The organism is Longimicrobium sp. (assembly GCA_036389135.1).
Taxonomy (GTDB): Bacteria; Gemmatimonadota; Gemmatimonadetes; order Longimicrobiales; family Longimicrobiaceae; genus Longimicrobium.
Genome location: DASVQP010000076.1, coordinates 25,205 through 46,901 on the forward strand (window position 1 = coordinate 25,205; position 21,697 = coordinate 46,901).

Annotated in this window: 18 protein-coding genes; 8 read left to right on the forward strand and 10 right to left on the reverse strand. The window is 70.2% G+C overall.

Going from position 1 to position 21,697, the window contains the following annotated elements; genetic code table 11:
* Positions 1-4 precede the first annotated feature (4 nt).
* The 8 genes from VF584_17625 to VF584_17660 all read left to right on the forward strand — a co-directional run bounded on the left by VF584_17625 (position 5) and on the right by VF584_17660 (position 5,284).
* Positions 5-1,207 carry an acetyl-CoA C-acyltransferase gene (locus VF584_17625; GenBank protein ID HEX8212000.1) on the forward strand — a complete coding sequence of 401 codons (1,203 nt, stop codon included), beginning with the start codon at positions 5-7 and terminating at the stop codon, positions 1,205-1,207.
* Entirely contained in the window at positions 1,204-1,992 is a 789-nt protein-coding gene (locus VF584_17630) for an enoyl-CoA hydratase-related protein (protein ID HEX8212001.1), read from the forward strand. Before VF584_17625 ends, VF584_17630 begins: the two co-directional genes overlap by 4 nt.
* Before the next feature lie 16 nt (positions 1,993-2,008).
* Positions 2,009-2,431, forward strand: a complete 423-nt coding sequence (locus tag VF584_17635) for a hypothetical protein (protein ID HEX8212002.1) — start codon at positions 2,009-2,011, stop codon at positions 2,429-2,431.
* Positions 2,428-2,832, forward strand: a complete 405-nt coding sequence (locus tag VF584_17640; GenBank protein ID HEX8212003.1) for a hypothetical protein — start codon at positions 2,428-2,430, stop codon at positions 2,830-2,832. Before VF584_17635 ends, VF584_17640 begins: the two co-directional genes overlap by 4 nt.
* Before the next feature lies 1 nt (position 2,833).
* Entirely contained in the window at positions 2,834-3,703 is an 870-nt protein-coding gene (locus VF584_17645; GenBank protein ID HEX8212004.1) for a 3-hydroxyacyl-CoA dehydrogenase family protein, read from the forward strand.
* Positions 3,703-4,476 carry an enoyl-CoA hydratase-related protein gene (locus tag VF584_17650; GenBank protein ID HEX8212005.1) on the forward strand — a complete coding sequence of 258 codons (774 nt, stop codon included), beginning with the start codon at positions 3,703-3,705 and terminating at the stop codon, positions 4,474-4,476. Before VF584_17645 ends, VF584_17650 begins: the two co-directional genes overlap by 1 nt.
* A 134-nt stretch (positions 4,477-4,610) precedes the next feature.
* On the forward strand, positions 4,611-4,973 hold the full coding sequence (locus tag VF584_17655) for a hypothetical protein (GenBank protein HEX8212006.1): 363 nt from the start codon (positions 4,611-4,613) through the stop codon (positions 4,971-4,973).
* Positions 4,974-4,990: 17 nt separating this feature from the next.
* Positions 4,991-5,284, forward strand: a complete 294-nt coding sequence (locus VF584_17660; protein HEX8212007.1) for a hypothetical protein — start codon at positions 4,991-4,993, stop codon at positions 5,282-5,284.
* A gap of 102 nt (positions 5,285-5,386) precedes the next feature.
* On the opposite strand, the gene VF584_17665 is transcribed toward VF584_17660, so the two are convergent.
* The 10 genes from VF584_17665 to VF584_17710 all read right to left on the reverse strand — a co-directional run bounded on the left by VF584_17665 (position 5,387) and on the right by VF584_17710 (position 21,544).
* A complete protein-coding gene (locus tag VF584_17665) occupies positions 5,387-5,884 on the reverse strand; it encodes a GNAT family N-acetyltransferase (GenBank protein ID HEX8212008.1) in 498 nt (165 codons plus the stop codon).
* A 148-nt stretch (positions 5,885-6,032) separates the two neighbouring features.
* Positions 6,033-6,554, reverse strand: coding sequence for a tail fiber protein (locus VF584_17670; GenBank protein ID HEX8212009.1), 522 nt, complete (start codon positions 6,552-6,554; stop codon positions 6,033-6,035).
* A gap of 13 nt (positions 6,555-6,567) precedes the next feature.
* Positions 6,568-7,071 carry a tail fiber protein gene (locus VF584_17675; protein HEX8212010.1) on the reverse strand — a complete coding sequence of 168 codons (504 nt, stop codon included), beginning with the start codon at positions 7,069-7,071 and terminating at the stop codon, positions 6,568-6,570.
* A 12-nt stretch (positions 7,072-7,083) separates the two neighbouring features.
* Complete coding sequence (locus tag VF584_17680; protein HEX8212011.1) at positions 7,084-7,584, reverse strand: tail fiber protein; 501 nt, start codon at positions 7,582-7,584, stop codon at positions 7,084-7,086.
* Between the two features lie 204 nt (positions 7,585-7,788).
* On the reverse strand, positions 7,789-15,321 hold the full coding sequence (locus VF584_17685; protein ID HEX8212012.1) for an invasin domain 3-containing protein: 7,533 nt from the start codon (positions 15,319-15,321) through the stop codon (positions 7,789-7,791).
* A gap of 37 nt (positions 15,322-15,358) precedes the next feature.
* Positions 15,359-15,889, reverse strand: a complete 531-nt coding sequence (locus VF584_17690; GenBank protein ID HEX8212013.1) for a hypothetical protein — start codon at positions 15,887-15,889, stop codon at positions 15,359-15,361.
* Between the two features lie 288 nt (positions 15,890-16,177).
* The gene (locus tag VF584_17695; protein HEX8212014.1) at positions 16,178-17,344 is read right to left on the reverse strand and encodes a DUF2911 domain-containing protein; all 1,167 of its coding nucleotides are present in this window, start codon (positions 17,342-17,344) and stop codon (positions 16,178-16,180) included.
* A gap of 77 nt (positions 17,345-17,421) precedes the next feature.
* Positions 17,422-18,654 (reverse strand): aminotransferase class I/II-fold pyridoxal phosphate-dependent enzyme, encoded by a 1,233-nt coding sequence (locus VF584_17700; protein ID HEX8212015.1) that lies wholly within the window; start codon positions 18,652-18,654, stop codon positions 17,422-17,424.
* 116 nt (positions 18,655-18,770) lie between these two features.
* On the reverse strand, positions 18,771-20,201 hold the full coding sequence (locus tag VF584_17705) for a pitrilysin family protein (protein HEX8212016.1): 1,431 nt from the start codon (positions 20,199-20,201) through the stop codon (positions 18,771-18,773).
* The gene (locus tag VF584_17710) at positions 20,201-21,544 is read right to left on the reverse strand and encodes a pitrilysin family protein (protein HEX8212017.1); all 1,344 of its coding nucleotides are present in this window, start codon (positions 21,542-21,544) and stop codon (positions 20,201-20,203) included. The genes VF584_17705 and VF584_17710 overlap by 1 nt, the downstream gene beginning before the upstream one ends.
* Positions 21,545-21,697 lie beyond the last annotated feature (153 nt).

Genomic DNA, 21,697 nt, shown 5'->3' on the forward strand with positions numbered 1-21,697 from the left:
TTTCATGACCGACGCATACATCCTCGACGCCGTTCGTACGCCCGTCGGCAGGTACGGCGGCTCGCTCGCTTCCGTGCGGCCGGACGACCTGGCGGCGCACGTCATCCGCGCCCTCGTGCAGCGCACCGGGGTGGACGCGGCGCGCATCGACGACGTGATCATGGGGTGCGCCAACCAGGCGGGCGAGGACAACCGCAACGTCGCGCGCATGGCCGGGCTCCTGGCCGGGTTACCAGTAACGGTGCCGGGACAGACGGTGAACCGGCTCTGCGGGTCGGGGCTCCAGGCCGTCCGCTCCGCCGCGCACGCCATTCGCGCCGGCGAGGGGGAGCTGTTCGTGGCCGGCGGGGTGGAGAGCATGACCCGCGCGCCGTGGGTGATGCTCAAGCCGCAGGAAGGGTATGCGCGCGGTGTGCCCGAGATGGCGGACTCGCTCCTGGGGTGGCGCTTCGTCAATCCGAAGATGCCCAAGGAGTGGACCGTCTCTCTGGGCGAGACGGCGGAGATCGTGGCGGAGGAGTTCGGCGTGTCGCGCGCGGACCAGGACGCCTTTGCGCTCGCCAGCCAGCAGCGCGCCGCCGCCGCCATCGCCGCCGGCCACTTCGCGGGCGAGATCGTCCCCATCGAGATCCCGCAGCGCAAGGGTCCGCCCAGGGTGGTGGAGACCGACGAGCACCCGCGCGCCGACACCACGCTGGAGTCGCTGACCGGCCTGCGCGCCGCCTTCCGCGCGGAGCGCGGCACCGTGACGGCGGGGAACGCGTCCGGCCTCAACGACGGCGCCTCCGCCCTCCTCGTCGCCTCCGCCGCGGTGGCGGAGGAAATGGGGCTGAGGCCGATGGCGCGCGTGGTGGCGAGCGACGTGGCCGGCGTGGAGCCGCAGCGCATGGGGATCGGCCCCGTGCCCGCGACGCGAAAGGCGCTGGCCCGCGCGGGGCTGCGCATCGAGGACGTCGGGCTGGCGGAGATCAACGAGGCCTTCGCCGCGCAGTCCGTCGCCTGCGTCCGCGAGCTGGGGCTGGATCCGGAGATCGTGAACGTCTCCGGCGGAGCGGTCGCGACGGGCCACCCGCTGGGCTCCTCCGGCGCGCGCATCCTCACCACGCTGGTGCACGAGATGCGGCGCCGCGGCGTGCGCTACGGACTCGCCACCATGTGCATCGGCGTGGGCCAGGGGATTTCGATGATCGTGGAGCGCGTCGAGTGACCGACACCGTCCTGCTCCGCGTCGAGCACGGCGTCGCCTGGATCACCCTCAACCGCCCCGAGCGCCTCAACGCCTTCGCCGGCACCATGCGCGACGACCTGCACGACGCCATCGCCCGCGCCGCGGACGACGAGGCGGTGCGGGTTCTGGTCATCACTGGTAACGGCCGCGCCTTCGGCACCGGCGCGGACCTGGAGGTCACCGGCGATCTCGTGGACCGCGGCGACAGCGAGGCGTTCGAGCGGCTGGTGGAGTCCGGGATGCGCGCGGTCCGCCGCCTCCGCGCGGTGCGCCAGCCCGTGATCGCGGCGGTGAACGGCCCCGCGGCGGGCGCCGGCGCGTCGCTGGCGCTGGCGTGCGACGTCCGCATCGCGTCGGACAAGGCGTCGTTCGGGCTGACCTTCAACCGCATTGGCCTTCACCCCGACTGGGGCGGCAGCTGGTTCCTCCCCCGCCTGGTGGGCGCCGGGCGCGCCGCGGAGCTGATCCTCTCCGCCCGCATGGTCCCCGCGGACGAGGCGTTGCGGATCGGCCTCGTCGAGCGCGTCGTCCCCGCGGACCGCTTCGAGGACGAGGTTCGCGCATTCGCGGCGGAGCTCGCGGCCAAGCCGCCGCTCGCCCTCGCCGCCGCCAAGCGCACGCTAGCCCGTTCCCTGGACGCCACGCTGGACGAGATCCTCGCCGCCGAGCGCGACGAGCAGATGGCCTGCTTCCGCTCCGCCGACGCGCGCGAGGGGATCGCCGCCTTCAACGAAAAGCGCCCCCCCGTCTTCCGCGGCGAATGACCGCCTCCCTGCCCTGATGAACCGACTCCACTTTATCACATCCGCCGCACTGGTCGGCTCCACCGCGTGCCAGGCGCAGATCCCCGCGCCGCGCGCTCCCTGGGTTGTCATCTTCGAAGGCGGCCAGGCGCTCGCCTCCGTCGACACGTCGCGGCTCTCGGTGCGCGGGGGCGTCGCGGACGTGTGGCTCCGCTTCGACTATGCAGAAGCCGCAGCCGACTCCCTGCCGGGAAGCAAGCCGTTCACCCGCGTGGACGCACACCAGCGGATCACCTGTGCCGCCGAGCGCGTAGACGACCTCGCGATGGAGACCCGGGACGCCGCGGGCCGCATCGTCGATCGCGGCCCGGGCACTCGCTGGCATACGTTCCGTGAGCACCCGTTTGGCCAGTACGTGCTCCCTGCCCTATGCAAGCGCCTCCCCGAGCTGGTACGATGAGAGCACGAAAATTCGGAGTCGCGTTACTGGTAACGGTAGTCGCGTGCAAGGCGCCCGACGTGCCGCGCTCGCCCGCGCCGTGGATCACGCTGGGCGCCAGCAACAACGTCGTCACCTCGCTGGACACCTCGCGCATCGTCCTGGAGACGGGGACGCGCGTCGTCTGGATCCGCCAGACGGAGGCCGTCCGTGCCGCGCCCGACGCCCCGGCGACCTCCACCCTGAAATCCGAATCGCGCCACCGCATCAACTGCGGTACGCGCGTGGTGACGGACCTGGGCGCCGCGGCGGATTCCGCGGGGGCGCCGCAGCCGTTCGCGGAGCACAGGTACGGCAAGCGCGTCTTCGGAACCGTGTGCAACGCGCTCGGCAACCTCCCGGCGCGCAACTCCAAGGGCTGACATGAGCGAGCTTTCCAACTCCCGCGTCGCCGTGATCGGCGCCGGCACCATGGGGCACGGGATCGCGCAGGTGTGCGCGATGGCGGGCTACGGCGTGGCGCTCTTCGATCCCATGCCCGGCGCCGTCGACCGCGCCCTCGCCCGCATCGGCGAGAACCTGGACAAGGGCGTGGAGCGCGGCAAAGTCGCCGCCGCGGATGCCGCCGCCGCTCGCGGCCGCCTGCGCGCCGCCGAGACCCTCCGCGCCGCCGTGGCGGACGCGGGGCTGATGATCGAGGCCGTCCCCGAGGCGATGGAGCTCAAGGAGCGCATCTTCCGCGAGGCCGACGAAGCCGCCCAGGCGGACGCGATCCTGGCGAGCAACACGTCATCGCTCAGCGTGTCGCGGATCGCGGCGTCGACGGCGCGGCCGGAGCGGGTGGTGGGGCTGCACTTCTTCAACCCCGTCCACATCATGAAGCTGCTGGAGGTGGTGCGCGGCCGCGACACGTCACAGGTGACGGTCGATGCCTCACTCGCCTTCGCCGCGCGCATCGGCAAGGAGGCGATCATGGTGACGGACACGCCGGGGTTCGCGTCGTCGCGCCTGGGCGTCGTGCTGGGGCTGGAGGCGATGCGCATGGTGGAGGAGGGCGTCGCCTCGCCGCAGGACATCGACCGCGCCATGGAGCTGGGCTACAACCACCCCATGGGTCCGCTCAAGCTGACCGACGTCGTGGGCCTGGACGTGCGCCTTGGGATCGCCGAGTACCTCCACGGCGAGCTGGGCGGCGAGCAATACCGCCCCCCGGAGATCCTGCGCCGCATGGTGGCCGAGGGGCGGCTTGGGAAGAAGAGCGGGCGCGGCTTCTACGACTGGGAGGGGAAGTGATGGAGACCGTCCGCATCGAGCGCGACGGCGCCGTCGCCATCCTGACCGTCGACCGCCCCGAGAAGCGCAACGCCCTCAACGCCGCCGTGCGCCGCGAGCTGATCGCCGCCCTGGACGAGCTGCGCGACGACGCCGAGGTGCGCGTCCTGGTGCTCACCGGCGCGGGGGAGAAGGCGTTCGTGGCCGGTGCCGACATCGGCGAGTTCGCCGAGCGCACGCCGCTCGAGCAGCGCGCCGTCATGACCGGCCGCCGCGTCTTCGACGAGATCGCCGCGTACCCGAAGCCGGTGATCGCCATGATCAACGGCTTCGCGCTGGGCGGCGGGTGCGAGCTGGCGCTGGCCTGCGACCTCCGCATCGCCGCGGACACAGCGAAGCTGGGGCAGCCGGAGATCAACCTGGGGATCATCCCCGGCGGGGGCGGCACGCAGCGGCTTCCGCGCGTGGTGGGCACCGGCCAGGCCATGCGCCTGGTCCTCACTGGCGAGATCATCGACGCCACCGAGGCGCTGCGCATCGGCCTGGTGGACCTGGTGCACCCCGCCGCCGAGCTGCGCGAGCGTACGCTGGAGCTGGCGCGCGGCATGGCCGCCAAGTCCCCGGTCGCGCTGCAGATGGCCAAGTCCGCCGTCCGCGCCGCCGCCGAGATGCCCATGGCGGCCGGCCTCGCCTACGAAACCGAGCTATTCGCCACCTGCTTCGCCAGCGACGACAAGCGCGAAGGGGTGGCCGCCTTCCTGGAGAAGCGCCCGGCGAGCTTCACGGGGCGATAACGGGTATTGGGGCTGCCACGGAGGCCCGGACGCACGTTTCGGCGCATCCGGGGCCATGGCTGGCCGCGGGCGCGCGGGGGGTGCATGTTCACCGCGCAGCCCACCTCTTTCCATCCCTCCAGGAGCCACACCCCATGTACACCCTGAACGTCACGAACCACTTCTGGCGCCCGATCATCGTGAACAACAGTGCAGGCGCCAGCTTCACCGTCCAGCCGGGGTCGAGCGGGCAGCCCAAGGGGGCGCTCGGCGACGCGACCATCACCGTGCCGGGGCTCGGGGAGATGATGGTGCACGACATTGGGGACCGGCAGATCGGCGGGTACAGCAAGGCCACGTGGGGCGTGCTCCTGTCATACCAGGGCGAGGAGATGGTCTTCCGGTACGAAGGCGGCGGGCAGCTCACCATCGCCTTCAACGACCTCGGGCAGGCGGAGCTCCAGTCCAACGGCGGCATCTCGCAGGTCGACCTGGGCGCGTTCGTGCTTCCCGGCTAACCCTCCATCGCAGATCCATGCTCGATACCTTCAACGCCGAGACCTTCCAGCCCTACGTGGGCAAGACCTTCCGCGTGATCGTGGACGACCGGCACTTCATGCCCGCGGAGCTCCTTTCCGTCACCCTCTGGGGCGACGACAGCGACGGAAAGCGCCATCCCTTCACCCTGCTCTTCAGCGCGGACCGCGGCCACACGATTCCGCAGGCCACCTACACGGTCGACACGGAGGGCATGGAGCCGTTCCCGCTCTTCCTCGTCCCGCTGCAGCCCGAGAGCGACGGGACGCGCTACGAGGCGGTCTTCAGCTGAAACCCGCCTCACACAGAGACACGGAGGGGCACTGAAAGAACGGAAGAAGCTCTTCTCCGTGTCTTTCAGTGCCCCTCCGCGCTCTCTGTGTGATGGTTTTTCCTACGCGGAGCCCGTGGGCGGCCGCTCCATCAGCAGGTACACGCCCTTGTCCTCCACGAGTTGAAAGCCGAGCCGCTGATATAGGCGCAGCGCCGGGTTCATCCGCTCCACGTGGATGCTGACCGGCTTCCCCGCCGCGTCACCCCGCGCCAGGACGCCGCGGAGGAGCTGCGTACCGTATCCGCGCCCGCGGTGCTCCGCGAGCAGGGAGATGTCCACGATGCGGATCTCGCGCGCCCACTCGTCCACGTACAGGCGCCCGGCGGGGCGGCCGCCCACCAGCACGAGGTCGAACGACGCGCCGGTGTAGTGCTCCCGCCACCATGCGTGCTGCGCCTCGAACTGCTGCCGCAGAAACGCCTCCTTCTGCTCCGCGGTCCAGGGCACCTGCGCCAGCTCCTCCTGGCGCGACTCCGCGTACACGCGCAGCAGGAAGGGAAGGTCGTCATCCCCCGCCGGACGGAGCGTCACCTCCTCCACCTGTCGCCCCACGATCATCGCTCACACATCGATTCGGGGTGGATCGAAACGGGTGCGGCCGCGCAGGAACACGCGGCCGCACCCCACACTTTTCACGCTTACATGTTCTCACGCTGGCGCCAAGCGCGCGGCAAAGCGGCCGCACCTCGGCACCAGCCGCCGCCGCTCAGCCGCGCGGCGGGAACACGCCCTGCATCGCGATGTTGAAGTTCAAGGTGAGGTACGGCATCATGTTGTTGTGCGGCTGGTCGCCGCCGGCGGGAGCGATGGTATTCGGATCCATGCTCACCGTCGTACCCGGCGGAGTGGCGAACGAGAGTCCACCCACCGGGCGCGCGATGGAGGTGTTCGCCGGGAGCTTCGAGTTCGCCAGGTTCGACTGCGCCATGAGCGCGTGGGAATGCGCCGGAATCTCGCTCTCCAGCAACGTGATGGTCTGGCTTCCACTCATCTCCCCCAGAGAGTGCGGCGACAGCCCGGATCCCTGCCCCGGGTGCATCGGCGCACTTCCTTGCAGATCGGGCAGCGCGAAGGTGCTCTTCCCATCCCCTCCGTACACGGTGCCCAGGAGGGAGAACAGCGCGGTGTTCTGCGAGAGCGGCAGGAGCTGCCCATTGCACCACGCCCAACCCTTGGGCGGGAAGGTGAACGGGAAGATGCGGATCTCTGCCACGAACGGATCGGCCATGTCTGTGTCTCTCTCAGGTGGGGGATGGAAAGATGCCGTACAGCGAGAGAATGAAGTTGAGGCAGAGGTACGGCTGGAAGTTGCTGTGCGGCTGAGAGCCGCCCACCGGCCCCACGGACTGCGGCGCCATCGCGTTGTTGGGCGGGACCGTCCGGTACTGGTCGATGACCGAGGGCTGCGCCAGGAGGTGTGTGCCCGGGGCCGCGTAGAGCGCGTTCTGCCCGGCCGCCAGGAAGGCGTGGGTGTGCACCGGAATCTGGTTGGCGGTCAGCGTGATCTCCTCCGCTCCGCCGCTCTCCGCCAGCACGAAACCGTTTCCCTGGTGGATCGGAAGGCGGCCGCGCAGATCCGGAATTGCGAAGGTGCTCTCCCCATCACCGCCGTAGGTGGTGCCGATGAGCTGGAAAAGCGTCTCGTTTTCCGAGATCGGCAGGAGCTGCCCTGCGCAGAAGATCCAGCCCATGGGGGCGAAATTCCCCGCAAAGATCCGGATCTCGCCCACGTATGGTTGCGCCATCGCGGTGTTCTCCTAGTTGGGCGAGGGGAAGATCCCCTGCAGGGCGATGCAGAAGTTAAGCGCGAGATACGGCTGCATGTTCAGGTGCGATTGGCTTCCCCCGACGTTCCCGATCGTTCCAGGGGCCATCGCAACGAGAGCGGCCGCGTCGGAGTAGATCTCTCCGGAGGAGGTCGCCAGCATGTTCCCGGTGGGTACCGGTGTGGCCGCCGTCACGGAGAGGGCATTGGCCACGTGCACGTGCGTGGGGAGCTCCGCGATCGAAAGGGTGTGGCTCTGCTCGCCACCCGTTTGACCGAGGGTGAACCCCGAACCGGTGTGGATCGGCGTCTTCCCCTGCAGGTTGGGGAGGGCGAAGGTGGTCTGCCCGTTCCCCCCGTACGTGGTGCCGAGCAGCGAGAAGAGCGCCTGGTTCTGGTTGATCGGCAGGAGCTGCCCGTTGCACATCGCCCACCCCTTGGGCGCAAAATTGAACGACATGACGCGGATCTCCGAAAGGAACGGCTCCGCCATACGCCCTCCGTTGCTGTTGGTTAGAATACGGAAGAAAAGCCCAGCCGCCTCCACACGTCCCGGAACCGGGCGCCACTCTCGCCCCCGCGGTTCCCCTGCACTCCTCCGCGTCTAAAAAGAAGGGCGGGGTGGCGCACCCGCACCACCCCAGCCTTCCTCGGTGACTCCCGCGCGGCCCCGGCGGGACCGCGCAGGAGCATTCCGTCAGGGGGTGGCGCAGGTCGCCGACGTGTAGTTGACCGTGCTGCCCACCACCGCGTCCACCGTCGCGCCGCCGATGTCGCGCGACGACACGAAGTTCTTGACGTTGTTCGGGTCCGTGCCGCTTCCGGTGAGCCCCTGGATCTGGAACGTTCCCGTGTTCCACTGCTCCAGCCCGTAGTCCACGATCCCGCCCGCTGTCGCGGTGATCTGGTTATTCGTCAGGTTCACGCAGGTGCGGGTCGTATTCTGATTGTCGGCGTTCCCCGCCGTCAGCAACAAGCCGTACGCTGGGAAGGTCCCACCCGCGGTTACCGTGTTGTTGCGGATCGTGAGGTCCGCGGCTGCGGACCGACCCTGCCCGCGCGTGGTGCCTCGCATCCCGATCGCGTACGCCGTGACGGTGTTGCCGTTCACGTCCACGATCGCCCGCCCGTCGCTGCCGCCGGTGGGGAAGCCAGAAGCCTCGATCGCGATCCCAATCCCGTTGTTGTTCCCCTGCGAGGAAGTGATGTTCGTGTTGCTGGCGATGGTGCCCCGCATGAGGCCGCCGCCGTTCGAAATCACGTTGACACCATTCCCGACGCCGCCCTTGATCAGCGGGTTGCTGGTGACCGAGAAGGTGGTGGTGTGGTTACCGCTGCCCGAAAGGTTGATCGGTGCCTGGTTCCACCCCGCCGTCCCGCCGAAGCTGCTCCCGGTGATCGAAACGTCCGAGAAGCTGTTGTCGCCGGCGTCCACCTGGATGCCGTCCGTACCGTTCGCCAGGACGTCCTGGGTGAAGGTGCTGTTCTGCACCACCGTCTGGAAGTTGGCGGTCGACCGCAGCGACACCGTGATGCCGTCCGACGGGCCGGCGTTGACCGCGGGGGACCCCGGGTTGATGAAGCTGCTCGAAGAGATCAGCAGCCGGTCCGGCGCACCCGGCGCCGCGTTGGTCGCCGTGCTGTTGCGGATGAAGACGTTGTGGTTCGCCGAGCCCGAGCCCGTCACGGTGGTGTTCGTGATCGAGTTGGCCGTTCCCGCCGCCGTCGTGCCGAACAGCCCGAAGATGTAGATCCCGCTCTCGTTGACCTCGTTCCCGGCCCCGCTGATGGTGCTGTTGCTCAGCGTAAGGCCGGTCACGTTGGTGCCGTTGATCCCCTGCTCCGCCGCCCCGCTGATCGCAATCCGGTCAAGGAGCACGCTGCGGACGCCGTTCAGCTTGATGGCTCCGTTGCACAGCGTGTTCGTGGTGCCGTCGCAGACACCCGAGCCGCCCGCGTCCGTCGAATTGGCGTTCGTCAGGTTCATCCAGCTCAGGCTGATGTTCTGGGCGCTGGTGAGATTGATCCCGGAGATCGAGGTGTTCTGGATCGTCCCGCCCGTCCCCGCGGACCCGGTGCCGCTCACCGTGAGCCCCGCCGTCGTGCCGGTGTTGTTCAGCACGATGCCGTTCGGTGCGCCGTTGGCCGAGACGCTGCGGAACACCAGCCCGCCGACTCCGATGTTGACGTTGTTGACCCGCAGCGCAGTCCCCGTCGTCGTCGAGAGCACGTTCGCGGCGTTCGACGCTATTACCGTCCCGGCCAGCGAAGTGTGGGTGGCCTCGAAGGCGTTCTGCGTCGTGGTGTTCAGCGCCAGGACTCCGCTGAACGTCGACGTGCCGCCGGTGTTGTCCTGCAGGTAGATCCCCCGCTTGGCGGCACCCTGCGTGACTGCGCCCTTCACCACCAGAGTCGGCGAGCTCGCGTGGACGTAGACCGCCGTGCCGGACGGGTTGGAGATCGCCAGGTTGGTACCGAAGGTGAAGGTACCCGCCGAGCCCGCGAGGATGTCGATCCCCGCGTCGCCGCCGTTCAGCACCGACGACGCCTGCACGCCGTCCAGGTTGTAGCTCCCGTCCGCGTCGCTGAACTGGAGCCCCGTGCCGTTGGTCGCGGAGAGCTGGCCGGTCATGGTCAGCGTCCCCGAGTGCCCGCCCGTGACGTTGAGCAGCGCGAAGTTGTTGCCCTGCGACACGTTGCCGGAGAGCGCCAGCGTCGACGTACCCCCGCCGACGTTGACCGCGGCGCCCGCGCCGCCAGCGATGGTGCCGCCGTAGGTAAAGGACCCCGTCGAGGCGCCCGTCACGGCCAGCGCGTCCGAGGTGGCGCCCGAGAGCGCTCCCGAGCCGAAGCTGAACGTGCCGGTAGTCCTGACGCCGCTCAGGGCGATGTTGCCGGCACCGCCGGTGGAGGTCACGCCCGTGAGGCTCCCCTCGAGAGTGCCGGTGGTCAGGTTGAGCGCGCGCCCGTTGGTGTTGATCCCGACTTCCGAGATCCCCAGCGCCCCGAAGCTGGTGCCGGCCAGCGCCGTGCCGGTCGCGGTCACGTTGCCGAAGTTGAAGCCGCGCAGCGTGTTGTTGGCCGCGGTCGCGCTGCCGACGTTGGCCAGCGTCACTGCCGTGCCGCCCGCCGCCGTCACGTCCAGCGCCGAGGCGCTGCTCATGGACGGCTCGGCGCCCGAGTCCGCGGGCCAGGTCACGCCCGCTATGGAGCTGAGCGAGGCCGTGGCCCGCTGACCGATCAGCTTCTGCCCGTTCAGGAGCGTCACCGGACCGGCGTACGTCCCCGCGTACAGGAAGATGTTGTCGTTGGCGGCCGGGTTGTTCCCCGTTCCGTTGTTGATCGCCGCGAAGCTCGACAGCGAGTTGAACGGTGCGTCGTAGCGCCCGTCACCAGCTGCCGCGGCCGAGTTGATGAACCAGATGGGCGTCCCCACCGTCAGCGAAACCGTCGCCGCGGCGGAGGTCCCGAAGCCGTTGGTCACCGTGTAGGTGAAGCTCGCCGGCCCGTTGTAGCCCGCGTTGGGCCTGAAGGTGAAGGTGCTGTCCGCGTTGAGCGTCGCCGTGCCGTTGGACTGGCCCGTGATGGCGAGCACCTTGCCGTCGCCCGTGTCGTTCGTCGTCACGCGGAACTGCGTGCTGGTGGCCGTGTTGACCGGCACGTTGCCCACCAGCTGCGGCGAGTACGTGTCGTTCACCGCGCTCGGGCGCGCGCCTACCGCGATCGTCACCTGTCCGTCCGAGAAGCCGCGCGCGTTCGTCAGCCGGTACCGGAAGACGTAGTTGCCGGTGAACCCGTCCGGCGGCGTGAAGGTGACGCTTCCGTCAGCACCCACCGAGAGCGAGCCCGTGGTGCGGCCCGTCCCCGGGAGCGGGCTGACGGTGCTCCCCGCCGCGTGGGTCGTCACCGACCCGCCGAGGCTGTCCGCGCCGAATGAGGTGATCGTCGCGGCCGGGAAGCCGAGGTTGTCGTTGGAAAGCAGGCCGGGCGCCGCAAGCGTGTACGTCTGCGGGTTGCCGGCGGTGCTGTAGAAGGCGTGGAACGGCTGCCCCGGCACGCTGTTCGACGCGGGACCCTCGTTTACCGCCGTCGGCGACGCCTGCACCTCGAAGGAGTTGCTGGTGCCGGCCTGCGCGCCCGCCGTGTTTGTGGCCGTGAGCGTGAAGCTGCCCGGCGTCCCAAAGGTGATGGCGTGCGAGGTCAGGACCCCGGCCGTGAAGGCGCCGGAGGTGGCGCCCGCCGTGATCGCGCCGCTGGGCGTGGAGGTGAAGCCCACCGTGCCGGTGAAGCTGGTGACCGTGTTGTTGAACTCGTCCTGCGCGGTCACCCGCACGTTGAACGGCGTGTCGTCGAGCTGGGCGCCGATGCTGTCGATGCGGAAGTGGTGCAGCGGGCCGTGCGTCACGTTGAACGCCGTGCTCGTGGTGCCCGTCAGCGAGCCGGAGGTGGCGGCCAGCGTGTAGCCGGTGCCCACCGCGTTGATGCTCAGGTTGGAGAAGGTTGCCACGCCGTTCACCGCCGCCACCGTGGTGGTGCCGGAGAGCGTGCCGCTCGACGGGTTGGTGCCGATGGCGAGCGTCACGTTGTCCGTGGCGGTCGTCACCAGGTTGCCGTTGGCGTCCACGATGGACACCTGCACCGCCGGAGTGATCGGGGCGCTGGCCACCACGTTGGAGGGCTGGACCGTGAAGGCCAGCGCCGCCGGGGCGCCCGGAGTAATGTCGAAGGCGCCGCTCGTGGCGCCGGTCAGGCCGGTCGCGCTGGCGGCCAGCGTGTAGCCCGTCCCCGCCTTGTTGATGGAGAGGTTGGGGAAGGTCGCGATGCCGTCCACCGCCCCCACCGTCACCGTCCCGCCGAGCGTGCCGCTCCCCGGGTTGTTGCCGATGGCGATCGTCACGCCGTCCGTGGCCGTGGTGACCGTGTTGCCGTTGGCGTCCTGGATGGCCACCGTCACGGCGGGCGTGATCGACGCGCCAGCCACCGTGTTGGTGGGCTGCTGCACGAAGCCCAGCTTGGCCGCCGCGCCCACCTGTGTGGTGATGGGGCCGCTGGTTCCCGTCACCCCGTCACCGTCGGTGGCGGTCACCGTGTGCACCGTGCCGGCCGTCGTGCTCGTCGTGAACACGACGGTGGCCTCACCGGTCGACATCGTCTGGCTGGTGGGGGTGGCGAAGGAGCCGCCGTTGGTGCTGCTCCACGTCACCGTGCGGTTGGCCACGGGCACCGCGTTGCCGTTGGCGTCCACCAGCTGCGCGGTGATCGTGACCGTGGCCCCCGCGACGGGGTTGATCTCCGAGCGCAGCACCACGTACGACGCCGGGGCGCCGGGCGTGAAGGCCACCGTCGTGGTGTTGGCGAGGTTGAAGCTATCCAGCTTGGCCGTGATCTGCACCGTGTTGGCGACCACGGTGCCGGAGGTCAGCGTGGCGGTGTAGGTGCCGTCGTTGTTGTCCGTCGTGGCGCTCATGGTGCCGCTCGAGGTCTCGATGAGCACCGTTCCGCCGCTCGCCGTCAGGTTGTTCCCGTTGGCGTCCTTGAGCTGCACCGTGATGGTGGAGGTGCTCGCCCCGTCGGCCACGATGGAGGTCGGGTTGGCCGTGATGGTGCTGGTGTTGTGCGACGCCGCACCCGCGGTGACGTTGAACGCCGCGCTGGTGCCCGTCAGGCTGCCGGAGCTCGCGCCCAGCGTGTAGCCCGTGCCCGACTTGTCGATCGACAGGTCGGAGAAGGTCGCGACGCCGTTGACCGCCACCACCCGCTTGGTGCCCGAAAGCGTGCCGCTCGACGGGTTGGTGCCGATGGCGACGGTCACGCTGTCTGCATAGCCCGTGACCAGGTTGCCGCTGGCGTCCGTGACCGTCACCTGCACGGCGGGAGTGATCGCCGCGCCGGCCGCCGTATTCGACGGCTGCACCGAGAAGATGAGCTGCGAAGCCGCGCCGGCCGCAACCGAGACCGTGTTCGAGGTGGCGCCGGTCAGCCCGGTCGCCGAGAAGGAGAGCGTGCGGTCACCCACCGTGCCGGTGATCGACAGGTCGGTGAAGGTGGCCGTGCCGCTCGCGTTCGTGTTGATCGTGGCAGTGCCGCCCAGCGTGCCGCCGCCCGAGGCGATCGCCGCCGTGACGCTCACGCCCGCCTGCGCCACCGGGTTGCCGTTCGCGTCCTGCAGCTGCACCACCGGCTGCCGCGGGAAGGCGGCGCCGCTCTGCACGCTGTCGGAGGGCTGCGTCACGAGGACCAGCTTCGCCGCCGCGCCCGCCGTGACGTTGAACGCGCTGCTCGTCGCACCCGTCAGGCCGCCGCTGGCGAAGGCCAGCGTGTAGCCCGTGCCCGCCTTGTCGAGCGAGAGGTTGGAGAAGGTCGCGACGCCGTTCACGGCCGCCACCGTCGTGGTGCCCGACAGCGTGCCGCCCGCCGGGTTGGTGCCGATGGACACCGAGACGCTGTCCGCGGCGGTGGTCACCACGTTGCCGTTGGCGTCCTGGATGGCGACCGTCACGGCCGGCGAGATGGACGAGCCGGCGGCCGTGTTCGTGGGCTGCTGGGTGATGGCGAGCTTGGCCGCCGCGCCCACCTGCGTCACGATGTTGCCGCTCGTGCCCGTGCGATTGAGCGAGTCCGTCGCGGTCACGGTGTGCGTCACGCCAGCAGTGGTGCTGGTGGTGAAGACCACCGTCGCCGTGCCCGCCGAGTCCGTCGTCGAAGCGGCGGAGGCGAAGGAGCCGCCGTTCGTGCTCGTCCAGTTGACCACGGTGCCACCCGCGGCCACCGCGTTGCTGTCCGCGTCCACCGTCTGCGCCGTGATCGTCACCGGCGAGCCGGCCGCGACCGACGAGGCGCTGGAGGTGACGACGTATCCCGCCGCGGCGCCCGCGGTGAAGGTCACGTCGGCCGTGTCGGCCAGCGCGGTGCCGTTCAGCGTGCCGCTCACCCGCACCACGCCCACCGTGGCGCTGGTCAGCTTCGCCGTGTAGGTGCCGTTGTTGTTGTCCGTCACGGCCGTCAGCGTGCCGCCGCTGGCGTTCAGGACCACCGTGCCGCCGCTGCGCGTGATCGGCGTGCCGTTGGCGGAGCGAAGCTGGACGGTGATGCCCGACGTGTCGCGCACCGGCAGCGTGGCCGGCGAGGCGGTGATGGTGGAGCTGTCCGCCGAGGCCGTGCGCACCGTGAGCGTCATCGTCCCGGAGCTGCGGTTCGGCGTGGAGCCGGTGATCACCACCGTCCCGTCCGCCACGCCCGTCACCAGCCCGTTCGTGCTCACCGTGGCGACCGCCGGGTTGGCGCTCGACCAGGTCACCGTGCCGCCCACGGGGCGGCCCAGCCGGTTGCGAACCGTGTCCGTGAGCTGGAGCGTCGCCCCGGCCGAGATCTCGGCGCTGTCGGGGTACACGTCCACCCACCCGTTGGGGTGCTGCACCGGCGAGCTCACCCACAGGAAGAAGGTGAAGCTCTCCACCGCCGCGTCCCTGCGCAGCTTCCACCGGCGCACCGCCGAGGTCCCCTGCGGCTGGATGATCTCGCCGTACGAGAAGTACTTCTGCGGCTCGCTCGTGATGAACGGCTGCGCGCCGTCGTGGTTCACCGCCGTGACGGTGCCGTTGTTGGGCGTCGCGGAGGTGTTCCGCGGCTCGGCGTCGAAGAACACCTTGACGGAGTCCATGGCGACGCCGTCGTGCGTGCCGATCGCCTGCCCGATCAGGTTCTTCACCCGCATGTCGAACGCGAACGTGTCCGCCGCCACCGTCACGTTGTCCGTGATGAGCGAGACGTTCACGTGCTGTCCGCCGTAGTAGATGCGGTCGCCCTGCGCTCCGGCGGGCGCGGGCGCCCCTGGCTCGGAGCAGCGCACCGTGGCGGAGCGCGTGTTCGCCACGCACTGCAGCCGCAGCGGCCCCTCGGCGGGCGCGGTGCCGGGAACGACCGGCTTGCCCACCGGGCGGTCGCCGGACGCCTGGCCCACGGCCACGCGCATGATCAGCTCCGCGTCCGCGCGGGTGATCTGCCCGTCACCGTCCGCGTCGCCGCGGCCGGGGACGTCGAAGGTGGCCGGGATCGGCCGCCCCGCCAGGTAGGCATAAACGGCGAGGGCGTCGGCCGATGTGATTCGGCCGTCGCCATTGACGTCACCCACCAGGCCAGGGTCACGCTGCTGGGCCAGTGCGGGGATCAGGGCGCCCAGGAGGAGCACCCCGGCCAGCACGGCCGCCTTGAGTGAAAAGCGACGCATCATCGTTCTATATCCTGTCGAAAGAGACCGGCGGAGGGATTTACCGGGCGGGGTAGGCGGACACGATCAGCGGCGAACCGGCCGCGACCATGGGGGCGAGGTCGCTGAAATCGTTGGCGCCCACCAGCTCCTGGAAGTCCAGGCTGAAGGTGCGCTGGCCGGCCGGCTTCTTCGACGCGAAGCGGAGCGTGGCCATCGCCACGTCGTCCAGCCCGCCCGCGGCGGCTCCGGCGAAGCGCACCTGCCCGGGCGACACCTCGTGCCAGGCGCCGTCCACCCCGGCGGGGAAGTCGGCCCCGAGCACGGAGAGCTGCGTGGTGTCGTAGGCGAGCTGCGCCTGGAAGCTGGCGATGGAGGCGCTGGTCTGCACGCGGCGGAGGCGGACCTCGGCGTACGTGGTGACGGGGCCGGCCTCGGTCACCACCAGCACCGGGTGCAGCCCCGCCTTGAGCCCCGCAAAAGGATCGCCGGGATTTGCCTGCTTGGGCTGCACCACGTCCTGACACGCGGCCACCAGGGCGAGCGCGGCCAGGGCGAGTGCCGGACGGATGCGGAAGAGCTCGAGCTTCATGGGGGTACTCCGGTGGGGGTCGCGCGACGGGAACGGGAAAATCCACGGAGGGGACCACTACGGCCGCGAGGGGCGGCCGAGGCGCGTGGTATCCGGGGAAACGAGAGTTTGGAGAATACGGGTGCTGGAGCCCGGCGCTGGGTGGGACTGGGCGCGCCCGGGGGTCGGCGCTCTAGTGTAGTGGCTGCACCACGTTTGCGCAACAGTGCAGGCGGCAAAAGGACGGAGTTGCCGATGCCCGCAAACGTCGCCGCCGTACTCGTTTGTCCCGCTGCCGCTCCGCTGCGGTCACAGCGCGCGGAGCGGGATTCTCACTTCCGTCGTTTCCCACGCGATGAGCACCACTCCCGCGCCATCCGCCGCCGGCTCCATCCGGATGGTGAGCTGTTCCACCGGAGCCGTGAGGGGTCGGGCGGAAACGGGGATGCGGGCGACGTCCTGCGCGGGGTCGTAGTCGCGCCCCGAGCCGCCGGTGCGGCGGTTCAGGATCAGCGTCCAGCCGGCGCGCGTGGGGAGGGTGTAGAGGGCATAAACGCCCGGATCCACACGCGTGCCGCCGATTTCCAGCGCGCGGTCCGTGTACAGCCGCGTGGGCAGGTTGGCGCCGGTGCGCCACACCTGGTCCCACGGCACCAGCACGCCGCCCACCGCCGTTCTCCCGCGCAGCGAGGGGCGCCCGTACGCCACCGAGACGTGCGCGCCGCCGACGCGCAGGCTCACGGAGTCGCGCGGGGAAAGCTGTCCGATTCCCCGCCCCGCGCGGTCGCGCGCCGCGAATTCCGCGGCCAGCGCGGGCACGTCGGCCCCGGAAACACGGGCGCCGGCAACCTTTGCCGTGCTACGCAATCCATCCCAGCGCAGCAGCCGGCCGTCGGTGTCGGTCCACGCGCGCATCTCGCCGTCGATGGAGTGCAGCGAGACGCTGTCGCCCCCTTCCGGCCGCACCTCCACCGCCACCACCGAGTCCTCACCCACCCCGAAGAGGTGGAAGCGCGCGGTTCCGCCCCGCCCCGCGCGCCGTGCGTAGCGGATCGCCTGCTCGCGCAGCGCCAGCGAGTGCCGCAGCAGGGGGAGCGCCGGGCCGGGTGCGGGGATGCGGAAGCTTTCGCGGAGGGTGTCGCGCACGTACACCTGCGTGATGGTGTCCCGGCCGAAGTCGTCGGTGAAGGTGTAGGGCGTCAGCGGCTGGTCGGCGCCGATGGTGTGCAGCTCCACGTGGAGACGGCGCACGGAGCCGTCCGGCGCCAGCTCCGCGGTGTAGCGGCGGGTGGCGGTGCGCGGCTCGCGGATGACGAGCTCGCCCACGAGCCGGTCCGCCGTGCGGGTGTAGCGCTCCACCGCCACCGTGTCCGGCCCCAGCATCACCACGAACGCGCCCGGCTCCGGCGCCGCGGGCGAGGGCGCGGCGGGGGCGCACGCCGCGAGAAGCGAGAGAACGGCAACTGCAGGGCTCACACAGAGACACAGAGGCACAGAGAGAGCTTCCGTGCCTTTCCTCTGTGTCTCTGTGTCTCTGTGTGAGATCATGGGAATCATGCGTCCCTCTGGAGCGCGCGGCCCACGCGTTCGCCGGCTTCGCGGAGGCGGTCCTCGTCGGCGATCAGGGCGAAGCGGACGTGGCCCTCGCCCTCCGCGCCGAAGCCGAGGCCGGGGGAGACCACGACGCCCGCCTCGCGCAGGAGGAAGCGCGCGAACTCGATGGAGCCCATCCGCACGAACGGGCCGGGGATCGGCGCCCACACGAACATCGTGGCCTGCGGGGGCGGCACGGGCCAGCCGCCGGCGTTCAGCGCGCCGATCAGCGCCTCGGCGCGGCGGCGGTAGGTATCGCGTAGCTCGGAGACGCACTCCTGCTGCGAGCGGAGCGCGTGCGCCGCGGCGATCTGGATCGGCTGAAAGATCCCGTAGTCCAGGTAGCTCTTGATCTTGGTGAGCGCGCCCACCATCGCCCGGTTCCCCACGCAGAAGCCGACGCGCCACCCCGCCATTCCGTACGACTTGGACATCGAAAAGAACTCCACCGCGACGTCCTTTGCGCCCGGCACCTGCAGAATGCTCGGCGGGCTGCCGGTGAAGGAGAAGTCCGCGTAGGCGAAGTCGTGGATCAGCAGGAGCCGCTCGCGCCGGCACACCTCCACCGCGCGCTCAAAGAACGCGGGGTCCGCGGAGAGCGTGGTGGGGTTGTTGGGAAAGGAGAGGAGGAGCGCCTTCGGCCGCGGCCAGGTGGAGGCGCACGCCTGCTCCACGGCGGCCAGGAGCGCGCCGCCCTCCACCTTCCCCTCATCGTCGCCCACCAGCGGGATGCTGTGCACGCGGCCGCCCGCGAAGACGACGGAGTAGCTGTGAATGGGGTACGCCGGCGAGGGGACGATCACCGTGTCGCCCGCCTCCAGGATGGCGAGCATCAGGTGCGCGATCCCCTCCTTGGCGCCGATGGTGACCACCACCTCGCTCTCCGAATCCAGCTCGACGTCGTAGCGGCGGGCGTAGTGCTCGGCCATGGCGTCGCGCAGGCCGTAGATGCCGCGCGAGGCGCTGTAGCGGTGGTGCTTGTGGTCGGCGGCGTGGGCCACCATCTCGTCCACGATGTGGCCCGGCGTGCCGATGTCGGGGTTCCCCATCCCCAGGTCGATCACGTCCTCGCCGGCGGCGACGCGCTCCATCTTTTCCGCGTTGATCTGCGCGAAGACGTACGCGGGAAGGCTGGCGAGCCGCGGGAACTCGGCCGCGCTCTGTGGGGGCCAGGCGGGTGCGTCTGTGCTCATCAATGCTCCGTGAGAGAAAAAACCATCACACAGAGACACAGAGGGCACTGCAAGAACGGCAGGAGAAGTTCTCCGCGGCTTGCAGTGCCCTCTGTGTTCTCTGTGTGATGCTGTTGTTACTTCGTGAACTCCGTCACGTCCCGGATCTCGATGGGGGCGACGTTGACGGCGCGGAGGCCGGCCTCCACCACTGAGCGGTCGCCGACGACGACGATCACGGCGTTGCCCGGGCGGACGTACTGGTTGGCCACGCGGCGCACGTCGTCCGCCGTGACGGCCATGATGCGCTGCACGTAGGTGCTCAGGAACGACGGCTCGATGCCGTAGGTCACCAGGTTGGCGAGCTGCCCGGCCACCTGCGGATTCGTCTCCACCGTCTGCGGGAAGCCGAGCGCAAGGTAGCGCTTCGCCTTGTCCAGCTCCTCGGCGCTCACCGCCTCGGTGCGGATGCGGCCCAGCTCGCGCATGAACTCCACGACCGAGCTGTCCGTCTTGGCCGTCACCACCGCCGCCTGCGCGGTGAAGGGGCCCGCCGCCTGGCGCATCTGGTAGCCCGAGCGCGCGCCGTACGACCAGCCCTTCACCTCGCGCAGGTTGGTGTTGAGGCGGCTGGTGAAGGAGCCCCCCACGATGGTGTTCAGCACCTGGAGCGCGTAGTAGTCCGGGCTGCTGCGCGACACGCCAGGGTGGCCGATGCGGATCTCCGACTGCGCGGCGCCGGGCTTGTCCACCAGGTACACCACCGAGCGGGCGATGGTGGGCGTCGGCAGCGCCGCCGCCGGGGCCGAAGCCGCGCCGGAGGCGCGCCAGGCACCCAGCGCGCTCTGCACCACCGGCTGCAGCGCGTCGGGATCCACGTCGCCCACCAGGATCAGCGTGGCGTTCTCCGGGCGGTAGCGTCCGCCGTGGAAGCCCTGCACCCGCGCGCGGTCCAGCCGGCGGGTGGCCTCGGTGGTGGCGAAGCGGCCATACGGGTGCTGCGCGCCGTACACCAGCGCCGGAAAGGCGTTGTTGGCGATGGCGCCCGCCTCGTCGCGGTTGCGTGAGAGCGCCACCAGACGCTCTTCCCTGAGACGTCCCACCTCGCGCTCAGGGAAGTCGGGGCGGGCGACGATGTCTCCCATCAGACGCAGCGCCTGCGGGAAGTTGTTGCTCAGAGCGTACAGGTTCACCTGCGTCGCGTCCCACCCGGACGACGCGCTCAGGCTGGCGCCCAGCGTCTCCAGCGCGTCGGCCAGCTGCAGGGCGTTGCGGCCGGCGGCGCCCTCGTCCAGCATCGACGCGGTGAAGGAGGCGAGGCCGGGGAGGTCCGCCGGGTCGTCCGTGTTGCCGGCGCCGCGCACCACCAGGGTGGCGTTGACGGCCGGCACCTCGGTGCGCCGCACGTACATCACCGTGAGCCCGTTGGCCAGCTTGCGCACCACCGGCGTGGGCGGCGCGAGCGCGGCCACCGGGCCGGGACGCGGCGGCGTGGTGGGGAACGGCGTCTGCGCCGCGGCGGGAAGGGCGGCGACGAGAGCCGCTACGAGGGCTGCGGTGCGTCTCATCAGTCGGTCTCCTTGGCGGCAAGCTCCGTCTTCCCGGTGGGGACGAAGCTGATCACGATCCGGTTCTTCCCCGTGAGGTACTGCCGCGTCACGCGCTGCACGTCGGCCGGGGTGACGGCGCGGTAGCGGGCGAGGTCGCGGCCCACGTAGCCCGGATCGTTGAAGTAGTACTGGTAGCTGTTGAGCTGGTCCGCCTTCCCCGCCACCGTCTCCAGCGACGACACGAAGCCGGTGACGATCTGGTTCACCACGCGCTGCACCTCGTCAGCCGCGGGCGGAGCCTGCGCCAGCCGGTTGACCTCCTCCGTCACCGCCGCCTCCATCGAGTCCAGCTGCGTCCCCTGCTTCCCGCGGACGGTGACCCAGAAGTCGCCGGAGAGGAGGTTGGCGTTGTTGAAGGAGGTGGTCTGCGACGCCACCTGCTGGTCGTACACCAGGCGCTTGTACAGGCGGGCGCTCTTGCCGTCCGTCAGCAGCGCGGCGGCGACGTCGAGCGCCGCCTCGTCCGCGTGGCCGCGGGGCACGCCGCGCCAGATGACGCTCACCTGCGGCAGCGTGACGCGGTCTTCCTTGGTGATGTAGCGCGTCTGGGCGATCTGCGGCACCGGGATGCGCGGGCGCTCCACGGCCGGGCCGCGCGCGATCCCGCCGAAGAGCCGCTCCACCATCGGGCGGATCTGCGCCGTGCTCACGTCGCCCGCGATGGTCAGCGTGGCGTTGTTGGGGGCGTAGTACATCCGAAAGAACTCGGAGACGTCCTCCACCGACGCGGAGTCCAGGTCGGCCATGGAGCCGATGGTGGACCACGAGTACGGGTGCCCGGCCGGGTACAGCGCCGACGACGCCGTCTCCCACAGCAGGCCGTACGGCTGATTCTCGTACGACTGGCGGCGCTCGTTCTTCACCACGTCGCGCTGGCCGGTGAGCTTCTGCGCGTTGAACGCGTCCAGCAGCCCGCCCATGCGGTCCGCCTCCAGCCAGAGCGCCAGCTCAACGGCGTTGGAGGGGACGATCTCGTAGTAGTTGGTGCGGTCCGTGTTGGTGCTGCCGTTGTTCTGCCCGCCCGCCGCTTCCAGGAAGTTGTCGAAGTCGCCTTCCTTGACGTTGCGGCTCCCCTCGAACATCACGTGCTCAAAGAGGTGGGCGAAGCCGGTGCGGCCCGGCTTCTCGTAGCCGGACCCCACGTGGTACCACACGTTTACGGCCGCCACCGGGGTGGAGTGGTCTTCCGCCACGATCACCCGCAGCCCGTTGGGGAGCGTAAAGGTGGTGTGGGGGATGCTGACTTCCTGCGCCGCGGCGGGGGCCGCGGCCAGGCTCAGCAGGAGCGCGAGGCGTTTCATCGAGCTGCCTTTCTGCTGGATGGGTGGTGCAAAGGAAGTGCGTGTGGAGCATACTCCGGCGCCGGGCGCGGCGCCAGACGGTGGTTCAACACCAGGGGTCTGGAGCGGGTTCCAAACTGCTGGCCTCACACAGAGACACAGAGGGGCGGAGAA

Bases quoted from the DNA above. Each gene is read 5' to 3' on its own strand.
- VF584_17625 (HEX8212000.1), top strand. From the start codon at position 5: ATGACCGACGCATACATCCTCGACGCCGTTCGTACGCCCGTCGGCAGG.
- VF584_17635 (HEX8212002.1), top strand. From the start codon at position 2,009: ATGAACCGACTCCACTTTATCACATCCGCCGCACTGGTCGGCTCCACC.
- VF584_17640 (HEX8212003.1), top strand. From the start codon at position 2,428: ATGAGAGCACGAAAATTCGGAGTCGCGTTACTGGTAACGGTAGTCGCG.
- VF584_17645 (HEX8212004.1), top strand. From the start codon at position 2,834: ATGAGCGAGCTTTCCAACTCCCGCGTCGCCGTGATCGGCGCCGGCACC.
- VF584_17650 (HEX8212005.1), top strand. From the start codon at position 3,703: ATGGAGACCGTCCGCATCGAGCGCGACGGCGCCGTCGCCATCCTGACC.
- VF584_17655 (HEX8212006.1), top strand. From the start codon at position 4,611: ATGTACACCCTGAACGTCACGAACCACTTCTGGCGCCCGATCATCGTG.
- VF584_17660 (HEX8212007.1), top strand. From the start codon at position 4,991: ATGCTCGATACCTTCAACGCCGAGACCTTCCAGCCCTACGTGGGCAAG.
- VF584_17665 (HEX8212008.1), bottom strand. From the start codon at position 5,884: ATGATCGTGGGGCGACAGGTGGAGGAGGTGACGCTCCGTCCGGCGGGG.
- VF584_17670 (HEX8212009.1), bottom strand. From the start codon at position 6,554: ATGGCCGATCCGTTCGTGGCAGAGATCCGCATCTTCCCGTTCACCTTC.
- VF584_17675 (HEX8212010.1), bottom strand. From the start codon at position 7,071: ATGGCGCAACCATACGTGGGCGAGATCCGGATCTTTGCGGGGAATTTC.
- VF584_17680 (HEX8212011.1), bottom strand. From the start codon at position 7,584: ATGGCGGAGCCGTTCCTTTCGGAGATCCGCGTCATGTCGTTCAATTTT.
- VF584_17685 (HEX8212012.1), bottom strand. From the start codon at position 15,321: ATGATGCGTCGCTTTTCACTCAAGGCGGCCGTGCTGGCCGGGGTGCTC.
- VF584_17690 (HEX8212013.1), bottom strand. From the start codon at position 15,889: ATGAAGCTCGAGCTCTTCCGCATCCGTCCGGCACTCGCCCTGGCCGCG.
- VF584_17700 (HEX8212015.1), bottom strand. From the start codon at position 18,654: ATGAGCACAGACGCACCCGCCTGGCCCCCACAGAGCGCGGCCGAGTTC.
- VF584_17705 (HEX8212016.1), bottom strand. From the start codon at position 20,201: ATGAGACGCACCGCAGCCCTCGTAGCGGCTCTCGTCGCCGCCCTTCCC.
- VF584_17710 (HEX8212017.1), bottom strand. From the start codon at position 21,544: ATGAAACGCCTCGCGCTCCTGCTGAGCCTGGCCGCGGCCCCCGCCGCG.